14 protein-coding genes and 3 pseudogenes are annotated in these 17,729 nt (G+C 44.2%); 13 read left to right on the forward strand and 4 right to left on the reverse strand.

Annotated features, from left to right (window positions below; all coding sequences use genetic code 11):
• Positions 1-141: 141 nt before the first annotated feature.
• Positions 142-1,350, reverse strand: coding sequence for an IS110 family transposase (locus A372_RS0101775; protein WP_019419129.1), 1,209 nt, complete (start codon positions 1,348-1,350; stop codon positions 142-144).
• An 802-nt stretch (positions 1,351-2,152) separates the two neighbouring features.
• Here A372_RS0101775 and A372_RS0101780 point away from each other — a divergent pair.
• From A372_RS0101780 to A372_RS35905, 12 genes and pseudogenes are all read left to right on the forward strand, one after another.
• Positions 2,153-2,368 (forward strand): helix-turn-helix domain-containing protein, encoded by a 216-nt coding sequence (locus A372_RS0101780; RefSeq protein ID WP_019419130.1) that lies wholly within the window; start codon positions 2,153-2,155, stop codon positions 2,366-2,368.
• Between the two features lie 939 nt (positions 2,369-3,307).
• Positions 3,308-4,828 carry a malate:quinone oxidoreductase gene (locus A372_RS0101785; protein ID WP_019419131.1) on the forward strand — a complete coding sequence of 507 codons (1,521 nt, stop codon included), beginning with the start codon at positions 3,308-3,310 and terminating at the stop codon, positions 4,826-4,828.
• Positions 4,829-5,116: 288 nt separating this feature from the next.
• Positions 5,117-5,577 (forward strand): annotated as a pseudogene (locus tag A372_RS38300) (NUDIX hydrolase); the annotation flags it as partial.
• A 69-nt stretch (positions 5,578-5,646) separates the two neighbouring features.
• Positions 5,647-6,135: a nucleoside-triphosphatase gene (locus A372_RS38305; RefSeq protein WP_051004444.1), complete on the forward strand. Its 489-nt coding sequence runs from the start codon at positions 5,647-5,649 to the stop codon at positions 6,133-6,135.
• Between the two features lie 239 nt (positions 6,136-6,374).
• Positions 6,375-6,893 carry a GNAT family N-acetyltransferase gene (locus tag A372_RS0101795; RefSeq protein ID WP_019419133.1) on the forward strand — a complete coding sequence of 173 codons (519 nt, stop codon included), beginning with the start codon at positions 6,375-6,377 and terminating at the stop codon, positions 6,891-6,893.
• Between the two features lie 158 nt (positions 6,894-7,051).
• Complete coding sequence (locus A372_RS35900; protein WP_237728474.1) at positions 7,052-7,348, forward strand: pyridoxamine 5'-phosphate oxidase family protein; 297 nt, start codon at positions 7,052-7,054, stop codon at positions 7,346-7,348.
• 216 nt (positions 7,349-7,564) lie between these two features.
• Complete coding sequence (locus tag A372_RS32965; protein ID WP_019419135.1) at positions 7,565-8,014, forward strand: GNAT family N-acetyltransferase; 450 nt, start codon at positions 7,565-7,567, stop codon at positions 8,012-8,014.
• Between the two features lie 74 nt (positions 8,015-8,088).
• A complete protein-coding gene (locus tag A372_RS0101810; protein ID WP_019419136.1) occupies positions 8,089-8,595 on the forward strand; it encodes a DinB family protein in 507 nt (168 codons plus the stop codon).
• Between the two features lie 145 nt (positions 8,596-8,740).
• Positions 8,741-9,142, forward strand: coding sequence for a hypothetical protein (locus A372_RS0101815; RefSeq protein ID WP_019419137.1), 402 nt, complete (start codon positions 8,741-8,743; stop codon positions 9,140-9,142).
• Between the two features lie 48 nt (positions 9,143-9,190).
• Positions 9,191-9,547, forward strand: a complete 357-nt coding sequence (locus A372_RS0101820; RefSeq protein ID WP_019419138.1) for a winged helix-turn-helix transcriptional regulator — start codon at positions 9,191-9,193, stop codon at positions 9,545-9,547.
• A gap of 106 nt (positions 9,548-9,653) precedes the next feature.
• Positions 9,654-10,073, forward strand: coding sequence for a pyridoxamine 5'-phosphate oxidase family protein (locus A372_RS0101825; RefSeq protein ID WP_019419139.1), 420 nt, complete (start codon positions 9,654-9,656; stop codon positions 10,071-10,073).
• 85 nt (positions 10,074-10,158) lie between these two features.
• Positions 10,159-11,347: pseudogene (locus tag A372_RS35905) on the forward strand (IS256 family transposase).
• Here A372_RS35905 and A372_RS39415 read toward each other — a convergent pair.
• Together A372_RS39415 and A372_RS0101840 are read right to left on the reverse strand one after the other, a co-directional pair.
• A complete protein-coding gene (locus A372_RS39415) occupies positions 11,339-11,521 on the reverse strand; it encodes a transposase (protein ID WP_157259383.1) in 183 nt (60 codons plus the stop codon). The pseudogene A372_RS35905 and the gene A372_RS39415 sit on opposite strands and share 9 nt — an antisense overlap.
• A gap of 929 nt (positions 11,522-12,450) precedes the next feature.
• Positions 12,451-13,386: an aldo/keto reductase gene (locus A372_RS0101840; protein ID WP_019419140.1), complete on the reverse strand. Its 936-nt coding sequence runs from the start codon at positions 13,384-13,386 to the stop codon at positions 12,451-12,453.
• Between the two features lie 341 nt (positions 13,387-13,727).
• On the opposite strand from A372_RS0101840, the gene A372_RS0101845 reads away from it, so the two are divergent.
• Positions 13,728-15,851, forward strand: coding sequence for a TerD family protein (locus tag A372_RS0101845; RefSeq protein WP_019419141.1), 2,124 nt, complete (start codon positions 13,728-13,730; stop codon positions 15,849-15,851).
• Positions 15,852-16,388: 537 nt separating this feature from the next.
• Here the strand turns inward: A372_RS0101845 and A372_RS32975 are convergent.
• Positions 16,389-17,718 (reverse strand): annotated as a pseudogene (locus A372_RS32975) (ISNCY family transposase).
• Between the last annotated feature and the right edge of the window lie 11 nt (positions 17,719-17,729).

Consider the following 17,729-nt stretch of genomic DNA (forward strand, 5'->3'; position numbering starts at 1 on the left):
AGAAGACATCGCCATCCGATAAACCAGCTAATCAAGGTCAAGATTTATTCCGTTGAAGGATTCAGAGTACTAACAAATGCAGACTCAAGTAAGCCTACTCGTAGAAGTAAACCAATGGTAAAATATACCTCACAATATTCGTTAGTTATCCTGAAAAGGCGTGCCACTACTCAGAATTCCGTAAATCATGCGTAAAAGTTTGCTTGAAGCAGCTACGATTGCCACTTTAGCTGGTTTGCCTTCAAGGCGCTTTTGCTGGTAATATCGCCATAGAATCGGATTTCGAGGGCCGTGAACTTGCTTGGAAATGCCGCTAACGGATGCTTGGTAGAGCGCGGTGCGGAGATAAGCAGAGCCACGTTTTGAGATACGATTCTGGTTCGCCTTGAAGGTTCCCGACTCGTAAACAGATGAATCCAGCCCTGCAAAAGCGGTCAACTGTTTTACGGAAGGGAACCTTTTTATGTCCCCAATTTCTGCGTGGATCATTGCCGCTGTAATCGGCCCTACGCCAGGAGTCGAGCGTAACAGATGGTAGGCTGAAGACTCTTGGGCTAAGGATTCCATTTGTTTTTCAAGTGAGGCAATTCCTTCTTGGTACGTCTTGAATAACTTCATAGAATTCTGCATTGCAAATACATGGGCTTTAGATCCATACAAGTCAGGGAGACTATTGCGTGCAATCTCAATGAGCTGAGAATATTTTTCTTTGTTCCAAGTCCGACCTCTACGGTTGAGCATCAGGATGGTTAATACGTCCTCTTTGTCCGCATTCAGTAAAGCTGAAGGGGAAGGAAACTTCGTAAGAAGTTGAATGGACGAAGGGTTGAAAATGTTCTGAAAAGCCTTGTCATATCCCGGAAAGGCTAAATCGAGAATGGAACGGAATTGCAGCTGTACTTCACCTAGGAGAGCCTTCCATTGGGCATGCTGGCGACAGAGAAAGCGTAGTTCGGTTACCTTTTCATTCACTGGAACGAGTGGGGTACCTTCACCTGAATAGAACGCATTAGCAATTCGAATTGCATCAATGGGATCGGTCTTCACCTTACGAGTAGAGCGCTTTTTTAGCTCATGAGTTGTTAAAGGATTTAACATGAAAACAGGATAACCATGGGAGAAAAAGAAAGAAGCAATAGGCTTCGAATAATTACCTGTAGCCTCCATGACGACCGTTGGTTGCTGCATCGTAGCTTCTTCAAGCTGAACAAGAATTGAGAGCAATGACGAAATATGATCGGGTGAGTGTAAGAGAGAGAAAGGCTTTTTCACTTGCATACCATAGGAAGTGAATGCAACAGCAACACTCTTACCCTTCGCAATATCGATACTTAAAACAGGTTGATTCATATGACCTCCTTAAATGACACCAGGACCCAAAACAGTTGCTCTCCACAGGTTGGCACGGTGATACGGGCTCTTAGCCCAACCAGCTAAATCGGGGTATGAACAATGCAAGGGCTGAAACACTTTATGTGACGAGATCTAAGTCCCAACACCACATCCGTTTTTAACCCAGTGTTAATCTTTTAAGTATAAAGAAAAACTCATCCCCGATGAACTGGGATGAGCTCAATATACCAACACCGTATCTACGCTACGGACTACGCCCTTGGTTCGCAAGATGTGGTAAGCAGAGAAGTCAAGTCAGCGAACAACCCTGCGAGGCGAAGTCCGTCGCACCCGGCGCGGAGCGCCTTAAGCCTCACAGGCTCGTAGATACAAGAACGTTATACGACAGGGTCAAATATTTAATAAGAGCCTCGAAGGCTCTTATTACTAAGCAATATGTACTTCGTTAAAAAGATGTAAGGCATCTTTAAACCCCTGTAGATATATTTTACTTTCCAAAAAGCTTGTAATGAGATTTGAGCGTCTTCATAGAGGAATGAAGTATGTTGGAGGTTATCAGGTAAAGATTCTCGAATTTATTGAAGTACTGTTCAGACCTCGCCTGAAAATTGTACGAAATCAGAATTTATCTTCAGCACCTCCTACATTTTTATATTTGCGAAATAAACTTTAACTTCTTGAATAAGATTTTATCATACTAAATCCTCTTCTCAAGAGAACATAAATTTAATTTTGATAATGTAAAGAATAATTAATATAATTAAAGAAAAATTCAACTATTCTATAGAGATAATGGCTAATGATTAGTTATAAACCATTTCAAAAGTTATTAATAGACCGGGATATGAAGAAGCAGGAATTATTGAAATTGACAGGAATATCATCAGCAACAATGGCAAAATTGAATACAAACGAATACGTCTCACTAGAAGTAATTGATAAAATATGCTTAGCGTTAAATTGTCAACCTGGTGATTTGTTAGAATATATTCCTAAACCTAAAGAAGATAAGTAACCTAAAAGAATATCAGTGATGAGTTGGAATTCACAGAAGGATCCCGTTGTATCACAACGCTACGGGCTTCGTCCCTCGGTTGTCGGATGTGAAAGTAAACAAGAATATTCATTCAACATACGACTCGATCTAAGATTAGAGATATCTAAGGTCGGGTTGTGCCTCGTAGATGCGGATACAGGAAATCAGTGCATGATTAAACAAACGGGCGATAATCTTCCATACGTTATGTTTCAATGTGATGAAACTAACTTTGTGTCCATGTAAGGCGGGGCAGAAATGGCACCATCTTTATCAGAGAACTTTTTAGAGATAGTTTAAAGTTTTGCGGGGCGAACAGCCTTCGATGGATATGCGGTGTAACGTGTCACAAGTGACGGCAGAGGCTTTATTTAGTATCTATACATCTATGTTGAAAATCAGTACTAACAAATGGATATTTTTATGATATGATAATATTAATCCTCAAATGGAGTGACGGCACCCCAGATTTATCAGCAAATGAGGAGATTCAATCGCTTTTTGAATCTATAATTTAACAAAGGGGTCTAGATTAGATATTCCTTTCCCCTGAGAACATTTGATTTCTGCTCTCAGGTTGATTTCTGCTCTCAGGTTGATTTTTGCTGTTAAGATGGCTGTTTTTAAGTCGTTGGTGAGAAAAGCATATTGGGGATGATCGCTAATCCAAAATTGGTGGTACCACGTTGTTATTACGTAGAGCATTTTTCATGTCCAAAAAAAGCAGTACAGCGCAACTAAGGAGCTCGCAGGGCGGCTATTCACTGGAAACGGCAAACCAAAGCCACAACCCTTGCAAGTAGTTGGGTTAAGGTCTTGGTTTTTGTGTATTCCTGGGGTTAGGTTGACGATTGAGCCAAGCATACAGGAGCGCCTATATCTTTTCTTCAAATACATTAGCATGTAAGGACGGTAAAAATGATCAACAGACAAACTAAAACAGACGTTATCTTAATTGGTGCCGGAATTATGAGTGCGACTTTGGGGACAATGCTGAAAGAATTAGCACCGAACTGGGAAATTACAGTGTTTGAGAAGCTCGGAAATGCAGGAGAGGAAAGCTCTAACGAATGGAATAATGCGGGAACGGGGCATGCTGCACTGTGCGAGCTTAACTATACCGTCGAAAAACCGGACGGATCCATAGATATTAGCAAAGCTATAAAAATTAATGAACAGTTTCAGGTTTCAAAACAGTTTTGGGCTTATCTGGTAAGCAGCAATCTGATCCGTAATCCGCAGGACTTTATTATGCCATTGCCTCATATGAGTTTAGTACAAGGGGAAAAGAATGTAGCGTTTTTGAAAAAACGTTTTGAAGCGCTATCAAACAATCCTCTGTTTCAGGGAATGGAATTTTGCGATGACCCGGCAAAGCTGATGGAATGGATTCCGCTTATTATGAAAGGCCGGACATTGAATGAGCCTATAGCGGCAACAAAAATCGATTCTGGAACGGACGTCAACTTTGGTGCTTTAACGCGACTATTGCTTGATCACCTAAAGAGTAAAGACGTTGATATCAAATTCAAGCATAGTGTTGATAATATAAAACGTACTAGAGACGGCTTGTGGGAATTGAAAGTGCGGAATATCGATAGCGGTGCCGTCGAGCGCCATACTGCAAAGTTCGTCTTTATTGGAAGCGGGGGAAGAAGCCTGCATTTGCTGCAAAAATCCGGTATTCCTGAAGGAAAAGGTATCGGAGGCTTTCCGGTAAGCGGACTATTTATGGTGTGTAACAATCCAGATATTGCAGAGCAGCATCATGCAAAAGTATACGGCAAAGCTCCGGTTGGTGCTCCTCCAATGTCTGTTCCGCATCTTGATACAAGATATATTGACAACAAAAAATCGTTGCTTTTTGGACCGTTTGCCGGCTTCTCACCAAGGTTTTTAAAAACAGGTTCCCTGTTTGATTTGGTAAATTCCGTAAAAACGCATAATCTCGTAACGATGTTGGCGGCAGGCGCAAAAAACGTTCCATTGACAAGGTACCTGATCCAGCAAGTCATGTTATCGAAAGAAAAGCGCATGAAAGATTTACGGGAGTTTGTCCCGAACGCCAAGAGCGAGGATTGGGATTTAATGGTAGCGGGCCAACGTGTGCAAGTTATCAAAGATACTGCTCACGGCGGCAAAGGAACGCTTCAATTCGGTACGGAAGTTATTAGTGCCGCTGACGGCTCGATAGCTGCATTGCTTGGCGCTTCTCCGGGCGCTTCTACCGCCGTTCACGTTATGCTGAAGGTAATCAAACAATGCTTCCCGCAGCATATAAAAGCGTGGGAACCGAAAATTAAAGAAATGATTCCTTCTTATGGCATGTCGCTAGTGGAAAACCCAGAGCTTATCCACGAAATCCATGCTTTAACAGCGCGGATGCTTGGTCTAAACGACAGTGAACTGCAATCCGTCATGCAGACAGTACAAAAATAATAATAAGTTAAGCGGCCTTCGTCCTGAATTTCATGGGACTGAGGCCGTTTAGCTATGCCTGCATCTTTCGTAACACGGGAAACGATAGTAAAACAATAAATGATGATTTTAATATTTTCAGGAAAAGCACTGACATCCTATAACATCGTATCTACACTGCGGGCTTCGCCCTTGGTTCGCAAAGAGTAGTAAGCAAGGGAGATGAATCAGCGAACAAACCATAAATATCAATATCCTTTTATCAGACATCGAACAGAAAATAAAATATTGAACTGGTGGTGTTTAACGATGTATGAACAGTCAAAACATTTAATTGCTGTTTCAGCACTTGTTAAGAATGAGAATGGACATGTTTTAATGGTTCGTACACATTTGCGTTCTGATACTTGGGAAATGCCCGGGGGATTTGTTGATGCTGGCGAGCCATTAGATATAGCGGTGTGTCGAGAGTTTCTGGAAGAAACAGGAGTTGTTATACGCCCTTTAGGAATATCCGAGTCTACTACAATGAAAGGATTCATGTTTTGTCTGTGGTTTTTAATGCGGAATATGTTAGTGGTGAAATAACAATTCAACCAGAAGAAATTCTAGAGGCAAAATATTTAAACTTGGATGTTACTAATATTGATGAATACATAAAAAGGCCTCATCTAAAATCACGAACGCTTGATGCAATAAATGCAGTAAACTCTATCCCATATGAAACATGGAATTTGAAACCACCCAATTATAAGCTGTTGTCAAGATTAGAAGGGATATATAAAAACACAAAAAATGTATTCTTACTCACGGGAAAGCCTAGAATAGGCAAGACAACTATGATAAAAAAACTCATTAACGACATTGGATTAGATATTTGTGGTGGATTCTATACGGAGGAAATAACGAATTCAAGTAATCGAATAGGTTTTAGATGTGTGTCCATTAATGGAGAAAGTGTAGAGATTGCGAATGTAGAAAGTCCTAGCAAAACTCGAATTGGAAGGTACGGAATTGATGTAGAAAAATTTGAAAATTTTGCTATAAAAATATTACAGGACGCCTTGTGTTCCAAGAAAATAATAGTAATTGATGAAATTGGATTTATGCAGATGCTTTCCACAACTTTTCAAAAAAAAGTACAGGAAATTGTCTCCGATAATATTATTGTTATTGGGACAATTCCTTTAGACAGTCATCCTGAAATAGACAAAATTAAATATTTAAAGGAAGTAAAGATAATAAGTTTAAATGAATTCAATCGTGATGTGATATCGAAATTTATGGTAAAAGATATTTTGAAAGTTTTAGATTCAAGTACTTTGTAGGAGTTTCGAAGAAGGCGCTGACATCCTATAACACAACATTCACACTGCGGGCCGGCTCCGCCGACCCTTGGTCCCGGAAGTATTAAGCAAGGAAGCGGTTGCCGGGACATCGATTCCCCTAAGATAAGAGCTATCTAAGGGGAATCGACGTCGTGAATGCAAAAACGTTATGCGCAATACCCTGAAAGACAAAATATATAGAACAAAAATACAAAATGAAATTTGAGGTGAACAGCATGATGGCTGTACATTTAGTTAGACCATCAACGAAATTTAAAGATGAGTATTTATCTTTTTATCAGGAATGGAAGGAAAGTAATGATAATATGGTACCTTTGGTAATAACTAAGGATCCCCGAGACTTTGATGGAATGATCAATTTTTTAATGAATAATGAAGAAGGTATCAATCTCCCGGAAGGATGGGTAAGGGATTCCACTTACTGGTTGGTTACCGAGACTAATAGAATATTGGGAGCTGTAAATATAAGACACCAGCTAACTGAGAAGTTATTGAACTGTGGCGGTCATATTGGATACGGGATTCGACCTTCTGAAAGACAGAAAGGATACGCAACACAATTATTATCTCTAGCATTAGAGAAAACAAAAGAACTAGGAATAAATAAGGTCTTAGTAGTTTGTGATGCTGATAATATAGCTTCAAAGAAAACAATAATTAAGAACGGTGGAATTCAAGATAAAGACTATATTGAAGAAGATGGAAACATAATATATAGATTTTGGATAGAGATATAATACATTTATTAAAGAATTCGAAGAAGAGGGTACAGCACATAACAACGCATTCACGCTGCGGGGGGCTTTCGCCCCTTGGTAATCAAATGTATAATCATGGAAGAGGACTCAGACAACACACGACCCGCCTCTCAATTATTCAAAGGTAGGGAAAATTCATGAGAATAATTAGAAATCGAAAAAGTTTTGATTTAGATAACTTCTTAAAGAAACCGTTATTTGCTCATCTTTCAACCATGTCGGAAGAGGGTCCACGAGACTCTCCAGTTTGGTTTCATTGGGAAAGAGAACGGATATGGATTATTGGAATTACTTCGACAGATAGTTTTCCAAAGAGAATACAGAAAAATCCGAAATGTACAATTGGAATTTTTGATTTTGATCTTTATCGTGGACTTGTTTTACATGCAGGATTTAGAGGTCATGCAGAGGTTAAATCATTTGAAATGAGATAGCACATCGATTACTGTCACGATATTTAGGTCCAAATGAAGAACGATGGGATTCAAGATTTAGGAATTTAGATGACAGCAATGTATTGATATGTTTTAGACCGGAATCCGTCGTAATCCGAGATCAATCATACGTTCCAGCAAAAGAAATGAAATAGTCAATTTAAATGGTTATTCAGACATCGAACGGAATAGTGAACAGGTGGTCTTAAACGATGTATGAACAGCCAAAAGGATATGTTGAAAGCGATAGATTCAAAATATTCTATAACACCGCACTCACATCGGGCTGACGGCTCTCTAAATGAATACCGGCATCCTTTTTTGATTAAGATCGGCGAAGAAATAGCAGGTTTCATCTTTGTACTAACAGGTGTTCCCAAAGAATATGTTAAATTGAGTACAGCCAATAAGACAAATGTCATTAGTGATTTCTTTATTATGCGGAAGTTCAGAAGAAGGAATTATGGTAAGCAGGCGGCGTTCCGCCTTTTTGACAGATTTCCTGGTGCATGGGAGATTAGACAAACAGAAACAAATATACAAGCCCATCAGTTTTGGAAGAGAGTAATTGATGAATATACGAAGGGGAAATACCTAGAAGAGCATGTACAAGATGACCGGTGGCGGGAACCCGTTCAATGTTTTCAGAATGATAGTCATACGTGATAATGATGTGGACGTCGTGAACACAAGGACGTTATCGAAAAGATCCGTAAAAAATGAAAGAAAGGGAGTTGTCCATGGAACTTAAAGAAATCAATCAAAAATTAAAAGAAACAAGAGACGAATTACTTGGAATTGTTAATGCATTGAATGGAGATCAATTAAGCAAGCGTAAAGAACTAAACAGTTGGACTATAAGTCAGGTATGTCAACACTTAATCAAGACAGAAGAATTATATGTCATGGCAATAAAGAAAGGATTAAAGAGTACAGAAGATTCGTTAATCGAGAATAAACCACAATTGGAATTTTTAATAGATAGAAGCAATAAGATAGAAGCTCCTGACATTGCTAAACCGGACGATGAAGCTTTAGAAGGTAAAGAAATAATTGAAAAATTAAATCATTCAAGAGAGAAGTTAAACGAAGTATTAAAAACTGTAGAAGACCCATCACTGCTAAGTAGAAGACATTTTATACACCCGGTTTTTAAAGAGATGTTATTAATTGAATGGGTTAGATCACTGTACTTGCATGAACAAAGACATATTAAACAAATTATTGAAATTAAAGATGGAATTTAAGTAAGGAAATTGCATGTTAGTTGAGGTCATTCGTCATCTGAATCAATCGCTTAAGCTAGCAATAGAGCTGTACAAGATTTCGGTTAAATGAACATCTCCTGTGCCATATTGCATAAACAAAGCTTGAAGGAAAGCGGGAAATGATATGGGGATAGCATGTAAATTGAAATGCGGACATTGCACGTACCGCAGTAATGTGTTTTTAGGTATCGGGTTTAGTTATTGTTATATAAGTTCGCTCTTGCCGGTAATGAAGAAGGAAGATGATCGGCAGCGGGCCGCCTCATTTATCCATGAAGACAGTGCGGTACATACCGCTTGCGATGTGATCTATGTGTGCGAGCAGTGCGGCTATCTTCATAATGACTTGTACTTGAAGATTCGCTCGGATACCGATCAGTTTGAACTGCGTCATGTCTGCCCCCGGTGCGCGGAGCCGCTGACGTCTGAACCGCTGGAAGAACTGTACCCGGAAGCAACGGTACTGGTCTGTCCCGAATGCCGGAAAGAGAAGCTAGAGATTGAGGCTTACATGGATTGGGACTAGTTGAGTTGATGCGTTTGACACAGATTCATATGTTGGGAGCGGGTCGGGATGAAGTTAAGAACGGAATATACCTGTCCACTAGAACTGACGCATGATGTGACGAAGGGAAAATGGAAGCCCATTATTTTATGGCAGCTCGGCAAAAATCCGATGTCGCTCTCCCAATTGGAAAAGGACATCCAAGGAATTACGCAGAAGATGCTGCTTGAGCATATTAAGGAACTGTCGGATGCGCACATGGTATACAAGAAGACGTTTGAGGGCTATCCGCTCAAAGTGGAATACGGCTTGACGGATCGTGGCAAAAAGATGCTTGAGGCGATTGTGATTATGCAGGATATCGGGATCGACTTGATGAAGGAGCACGGGATGACGGATGTGCTGGCAGCAAAGGGGTTTATATAGGCTAGCGCATAAAAGAATACCCACAAAAAAGTGCGTAATTTACTTCTGATTCGCAGGACATTAATCTATGTATCAAATCATAGGTGCGATAAGGAGTGAATGAAACATGAATGATGTGGAAAAACGTGTGAACCATTTGGTAGATGCTCAAGGGTTTTCGATAGTCAGCTCGGTGGATGAGGAAGGCTTTCCCAACACGAAGGCGATGCTGCCCCCGCGGAAAAGAGAGGGTATCAAGCACTTCTATTTTACAACGAATACCTCCTCCGTGAGAGTGAAGCAATTCAGACAGAACCCGAAAGCATGCGTCTATTTTTGCGATCACCTGTCTTTCCAGGGCGTGATGTTGAAAGGAACGATGGAAGTGCGGGAGGACGCTGCCGCCAAGGAAGCGATCTGGCGTGAAGGGGACTCGCTATACTACCCGCAAGGAGTAGAGGATCCGGATTACTGCGTGCTGCAATTCACCGCTAACACGGGAAGATATTATAGCCGATTTCATTCTGAGGATTTTATGGTGGAATAGGTCAATTACAGGGGGAGAGGGCTGTTGGAGAGAGGAAAAATAGTCTATCGAGAGCATCGGAGACACTGAAATCTTCCGTAGGGGGATGGCGTGTCTCCTTTTTTATGTTGCGGGTGTAGCCAAGCTGCTGGAATCCGTATTGTATCAAGTATTACAAGCGCAGGTGACCGAACAATTGGATGTAGAACGATATGAACGAGCAGAAGAACGCGGAGGAGATCATACCCGCATAAGCTCACGACCCGGGTAGGTACTCTTACCCTCCATATCCCGTGTATTCGAGATGCAAGTTCTCTACCGATTTATTTGCTCGATTTCAACGGAGTGAACAGGCCTTTGTATTAGCCTTAATGGAGATGGTTGTGAACGGTGTCTCTACTCGTAAGGTTACTCAAATCACCGAGGAGCTGTGCGGTACAGAGTTCTCCAAGTCTACTGTCAGCGAGTTATGCAAGAAGCTTGATCCCATCGTACTCGCTTGGAGCTAGCGTCCCCTTGGAGACAGCCATTTTCCGTTTGCACTGGTAGATGCCATGTTCTTGAAAGTACGTGAAGACGGTCGTGTGCGTTCTCGCGGGCTCATAATTGCGACAGGAATAAATATCGACGGAACACGTGAAGTACTCGGCTATATGCTCGGTGACTCGAAATCGGAAGAGACTTGGGGAGCATTCTTTCAGGAACTTAAGCAGCGTGGGTTACGAGGTGTGGATTACATTGTCTCTGGCCAACATGGAGGGCTTGTACGGGCGATTCGTCAACCCTTTCAGGGGGAGCATGGCAAGGATGCCAGACGCACTTTATCCGTAATGTTCTGAATGCAACACCGAAAAGTCTCGAAGAAGAGGTACACCGCACAGATCCGAGGTATTTTGGATAGTCCAGATTTGGAAACCTTCGTCTGTTGCTAGATAAGACTTAGAGACATACGGCAAGAAAGAAGAACGAAATATGCGTGTCTTGGAACAAGGTTTTGACGATGCCATAGCGGTCATATCGATTCCAGAAAAGTACCGTAAGCGTGTGCGTACGACAAACTGTCAAGAACGTTTGAACGAAGAAGTACGATGTCGTGAGCATGTCATTCACATATTCCCTATTCGTGAATCTGCATATCGGTTGCTAGGGCTCTACTGATGGAGATGGATAAAAAGTGGAGCAATGGCCGAAAATATCTGGATGCGAGAAGAAGCTCTCCATCGCGGGGTTGTTTAAGGAACTGCCGCGTAAGGACAGCTGATTTGGTCCCAACCGTAGTCTGCATATCAAATTAAGTAAAAGACGTGTACTGGAAGTCTTGGGCCTATCAAATCAATTCGACTATCTTGAAACCAACATAGAATGCTGTCATGATGCTGCTTGATCGTCTTGGCTACATGAATCATGGGAATAAGAAGCGATCGGTTGTGCCAATCTATCCATTCTCCAAGGAGTGCTTGAAAAGACATTTTCAAACGATATGCCCTTTCTATTTTTCATTGCTATCTTCTTTTTCGTTTCACCATAGACTGCCATTGCTTTATCGACGTAGTGATGGAAAATGAGCTACATTCTCGTTTCATGCTCTGTGAGCTCGTGGGCTGCTGCATTGACTGGCATTTAACTATCAACCGCAGGGTCCACGCTTCATTGGTAATATGTGACTACGGTTCAGCTTACTTCACTGGCACTTGAGTAGCTTTGGTACATGTTGGTATTTTAATCTTGGCATTCTAGTATGCAATGTAGGTTTTCTAATTCCAGAAGTCCAAGTCGCCATTGCTTCTTTTTGGTATCATAAGCCTTGGAAGCATCTCCACAAAGGGCATCCGAATATAGTTCTACGATTGAACCATAATGCAAAAACCAAACTTTATTGTAGTCATCAAAGTTAATATATGTGAGTTTCTATGGGAACTTCTATCTGTTGAACGAAGTCTCTACATAAAATTCCCACACGGTTATCATCTCACTCTAATGAATTGTCTTAATGAGCAGCATCGAAAACACGTCTTTTATTCAGACATAACACATGAACTACAGAGAGGAGGACTTAATACTTGCAGAAATTATAAAATAACATACGAAGCCTAATATAAATATTAAAATAAATTTAAGCATTTTCATATTAAATTCCTTTCAAAAATATATTAATACAAACACTCTCTAACTAGTAGTTTAAATTCAATTTAAATTAAAAATCTCCTCTAGACCCACAATAAGTATGACCTGCATTTGTGACTCCTATAGAAAAATATCCATGGAGATGATAGTTGGTTGTGGAGAGACAGGCGACTGATGAGAGCAGAGCCGCTGCGGAACCTGTTCCATACACGAAAGGCTGCCTATCGTCATTTTTCACTGACTTGTGGGGCAGCCCTCGGATCTCAATATGCTATTACGCTTTGAAAATCTGATCAATCCGCTCGATTTCCTCCGGAGTCAGCCGGACGGACAAGGTCTTCAGGTTGTTCAGCACCTGCTCCGGCCGCTTGGCGCCCGGGATGAGGACGTCGATGGCGTCCCGGGTCAAATACCAGGCCAGCACGACATGCGCTACTTCGGCCTGCTTCGCTTCCGCTATGTGCCGGACTTGCTCCACCTTCTCCAGATTCGCGGCGAACGTCTCGCCCTGGAACATCGGGTTGCGGGCGCGTCCGTCCGAGAACTGCGAATCCTTCGTATACTTGCCGCCCAGCAAACCTGACGCCAGAGGGAAGTAAGGGATGAACGAAATGCTGTTCTCCGCCGCATAAGGAAGAATATCACGCTCTTTGTCGCGTTGGATCAGGTTGTATTCGTCCTGGATGACGTCGACGTAGCCGTCCTTGTTCGCTTCCCGCAATTGCTCGATGGTGAAGTTGGATACGCCGATAGCCCGAATTTTTCCCTCGTCCTTCAGCTTCTTCAACGCGCCCACGGCCTCGTCCTTCGGCGTCCGTTCGTCTGGAAAGTGAATGTAGAACAAGTCAATATAGTCGGTCTGCATACGCCGCAGGCTGCTCTCGACGGCGGCCGTCAGGAAGGCGGGAGAGTTGTCGAGCTCCACTTTGCCGTCCACGAACTTGTGCGCCCCTTTGGTGGCGATCACGATGTCCGATCGGTTGCTCCTCTCCTTGATCACTTCACCGATAAGCTTCTCGGAGTGCTCCGGCCCGTAGATGAACGCCGTGTCCAGAAAGTCGATGCCCTGATCGAAGGCCGTACGGACGACCTCCTTGCCTGTCTCATCGTTCAAGTTCGGGTGAATGTTATGTCCCCCGACCGCGTTGGCGCCAAGCCCAATCGGATTCACCCATAAGTCCGTCTTTCCGATGCGCGTCTTCTCCGTCATTCCCCTTCACTCCTTTGTTCAATGTGCCTATAAGTATAGCAGTTGCGGAGTGCCCCTGGCAAACAAAGGAAAAACGTATCCATGCATCATTTTGCCAAGTTCGCCATACTTGCGCCCTGTTCGTGTGGTGTTAAAGATGCGAAGATAGTAACCAAGAGGCCGAGCGGGCATTGGCTTGAGCGGCGCTCCCATCTTCCGGCTATTGCTAACCTTCCTTCTACGTCCCTTACCATGGTTTTAGGGTAGCAGCTTTCCGGAAGATAGCAGACTGCAGTCGCCAGGCTATCGTCTTTCTTCCTTCTACAACAACTTGGGTTATTAGAGGGGCGGCTTTCCTGGCGATGCAGTTCAATGAAAAGGGGTATGCCATTATGCAGAACGACATTTATTTGCGCAGAAGCCGAAAAGTAATCGTGGTCCCGGAACAATCAAAGCTTCCGGACGCGCATTTGGCGACGGCAATGAAAAATATAGCAGCACTCGGCTTCACCTGCTCTCCAGCACTGCTTGCGGCTCTTCGCACACTATCGGAGGTTTCGTTTATCAGGTGGTACAAAGCATTGATCCATAGCTTGAAAAAGCTTGTTGGCGCACATGTTCCATATCGGCCGATGTATCCGAATTTCCCGCAGCAAGTCATGGAAACCAGCGATGCCGAGTTATATTTGAATGCATGGTTTCATTATGTGACGAATGAAGTGCCGGAGATGGAGCCGATCGATCGGGAGATATTGCAGAGTAAGGTGAAGCTGGACATGATCGAACTCGGCAGCGAGGAGGGCTTCTTCCAGTTAATGCGTCAGCTGATGGAAGCTAATACTTCCATCTCGGACACGGACAAAAAGGATCTGGCTTGGGTCATTGAGCATGACCATGACATTGACGCTTTATTGCCGGATGCGATCCGGCATAAGGAGCAGGTTGGTTTTATCGTTGCTACATTGCTGCGTAGCGGCAAAGCGGACGTGACTCGCATTCAACGCTATGTAAAGACCGCGACAGATGTGCTGCGTCTAGCGGTTGCCTGGTCGGATGGCGATGTCAGCCTGGCGGCGAACACGCCATTTCGCAAGTTTACACGTGCAGAGCGGCGGTTGCTGCTTGGCTTGCTGGAGCAATGCCCGAATCCAATCGAAGATATGCTGCGTTATCGCGACCGATGGGTGCGTCTTGGCGAGATTTTGCATCCTTCGGAATACAAGAGCCGTTATCCGCTAAGCCAGGAAGCGTTCGATGTGCTGCGCAACAACCGGCCCTATGCGACATTCGGTCATCGTGTCGAGGAGGCGCTGCGCTATTTCGATACCGATCAGGCCGTGGAGCAGCTATTGGAGCGGCCGGGTGAATTTGCCCGGCGATTGGATCATTTGCTGCGCCTGGAAGGAGCGGAGGCGTCCTGGATTGCATCGTTTTTTGAATCGGTAGCGGATCGGGTGGCGACAGCGGTCTTGCTGCAGGTGATGACGCATTTCAAGTATCGCCAGTATTCCAATGAACTGCGGCTGTTTTTCCCGAAAGGCAATGTGGCCAAAGCGTTCTCCTTGCCAGATACGCGGCCTCCCATTGCGTCGGATGCATGCGCTGCTGTAGTGGAGCTTTGTGAGCAGACGCTGCTCGCCCGCTTCGCCAAGTTGCCTGGTCTCGGGAATGTCTATCTAGATGCCCAATTACAGAACTATATGGTGCCCTTCTCCCAGCGTTCCGCAAGCAAGGCCCTGCGTACGCTCGTGCGCGGCAGCAAGTTAGCCATGCCGGAAGGGGATACGATTCGTTTTTTCCTGTGGTGGAAAGAAGGAGTGGCAGACGGAAAGCCGACAGGCCGTACCGATATTGATCTCTCTGCCGGCTTGTACGATGACGTCTGGAATTACAAGGAGCATATCTCGTATACGAACTTGCGCTCTGCGCGCTACAAGGCGGCGCATAGCGGCGATATCGTAGCTGCACCGCATGGCGCATGCGAATTCATCGACATCGATATCCCCTCTGTCATCAAGTACGGCGGACGATATATTGTTGCCTCGCTGCATTCGTTCACGGGACAAGTGTATAGCGATTTGCCGGAATGCTTCGCTGGCTGGATGATGCGTCAGCATCCGAATTCAGGGGAAGTGTTCGATCCTGCAACCGTAGTAGATCGCATTGACTTGACGGCCAACACGCAGATAGCCATTCCAGCTATACTGGATTTGGCGGAGCGCACCGTGATTTGGTGCGATCTTGCTTTGACCCGTAATCCGAATTTCTATAACAATGTGGAAGGACATCAGACTGGAGTTGTCGCCATGGGCAAAGCGATGACAACGACAGCCAAGCCCAGTCTGTATGATTTATTTCGACTGCACGCGCTGGCGCGCGGACAGCTTGTAGAGCGGGAAGAGGAGGCGCAGACGGTATTTGCCCTTCAGCGCGGGATCACTCCGTTCGATATGGAGGAGATTATGGCGTCGTTCTTGGCTTCGTAGGGGCAGCTACGGTTTGTGTGTAATATCTTCGGAGATTCGGGAAACGGTCGGAGAGATTAGGGGCAGTCCCGTTCCTCTCCTTTCTATCATTTACTCCTATTTGTGAAAGTCAGCTTCCTGATTTGGATTTTTGTGAGGCCAGATAACTTAAAAATATTTGCTTGTGATATACTGAGAAAGATATGAAGACGCGCTTGGTGCAAACGAGGGAGTATAAAAAAATGGAATAAAAATGCTGAAAACGGCCAGGTGCGAATGTGAAGCTCACATGAAATCCCGGGGGGGATTCGCACTAATTTTCTTGAAATGTTATCCAAAAAAGTTGGTGAAAATGGATTTGTTGAAACTTATTTCAATCTAGTTTTCCCATTTCCTATGAAGTTTTCAGTAAGAAATAATTGTTTTGTTATATCTTGTGCTATTTTTCGCTGTCGCATCCTACACGGATGCGTGGATTGAAATCCACTGTCAATCGTCTGTGAAAATGTCACTTTAACTGTGCTATGAAAATGTCATTTGTGTGATCAGAGGTCAGCCTTACCAGGTGACCTCTGCATAGCTATTATGTTGTGAGTACATTGCATCTTGGAATGCACTGTTATTTGTGGTACGCTTAGTTTTGGTTTTAGTTGAATCATACGTGGTTTTCCACGGATGATTCTGGGCGGGTTTGCGTGGCGACGCAGAACTCGCCTTTTTTGATCCAGACGTCCTGCGCTGTGGCTTCTGAGTTTCTTTCAGTGCCCAGGGCTGGCCTTGGTGCCACAATAATACGTCCCCTGTTAACGTCTCCCGCACTTCAACCGTCGTTTTTGCATCTAGACGAAGGGAAGCAGGCTGGGCAAGGGTATAGCACTTTCCGTTGTACGAGAGGGTGTTTCCGGTCCCGAGTTGCCGATAATTGCGAAGCGTGAACACATGATTTAAATCGATAGACGGATCAAGCTTCAGGTAAGCCGAAACGGTCATTTTAGGCTCTATGGCAAATTTGTGATTGTGCTTCTGCAATAGGCTAGGCAGAGCCGCGTTCGCCTCTTCCAGCGTCTTGATGCCAAGAAGCCGCAGTTCGATCACCAAGCGATCCTGGAACGTTTGCCAGAGACGTTCCACCCGTCCCTTGGCTTGCGGTGTAATTGCCTTGATGTGCTCAATATGCAAGTCAGCCATCGCTTTGCCGAAGTGGGAGAGCGGTTTGGTCTCCCCAGCGAGCTCTTGCTCGAGCGTCAGCTTTTCGTTAGGCGACCGGAAAATCGTATGCCGATCACTGTAAAGCCCAAGGGGAATCCCGTATTTTTCTATCCCTTGCTGCATGACAAGGGAATAGGCCTCCCGGCATTCGTTCGGACGAAAGACGGCACCGACAACCGTACCTGTTGCATCGTCAATCGCAGCATGCAGCGTAAAGGACGGAGCCCGATCCTCCAACCATGCATAAGGAGTTGCGTCAATCTGCCACAGCATGCCGGCTTGCGGTTTGCGTTCGCGTGGCGGATGGGCTTTACTGCGGCGCCGTTGCTTGGCCTGCTTAAGCCCGCTAGTTAGAAGGATGCGCCTTACGCTGGAAGCACTCAGTGTCAGCGATTCATGCTCCTCAAGAAGCTCTGCGAAGTGACAGCAATTGCTCCCGTAATACTTGGCTGTGTACAGCTCAATGACTCGTTCCTTCACTTCATTGGGTAGGGCGTGGCCGTTTCCCCCGATTCTTGTGTATGAGTTCTTGTGCCCCTTTTCCGGATTGGTATTTCTTCTTTAATCGAATGACTTGGCGTTCTGATAAACCAAGCGCTGCCGCTACCTCCCTATTGGTCATCCGCCCATCTATGATTTTCTCCACAACGAGTACCTTCTTCATTTCTGCTTTCGTCAATGTCATTATCT

Source organism: Paenibacillus sp. OSY-SE (assembly GCF_000283315.1).
Taxonomy (GTDB): domain Bacteria; phylum Bacillota; class Bacilli; order Paenibacillales; family Paenibacillaceae; genus Paenibacillus_B; species Paenibacillus_B profundus.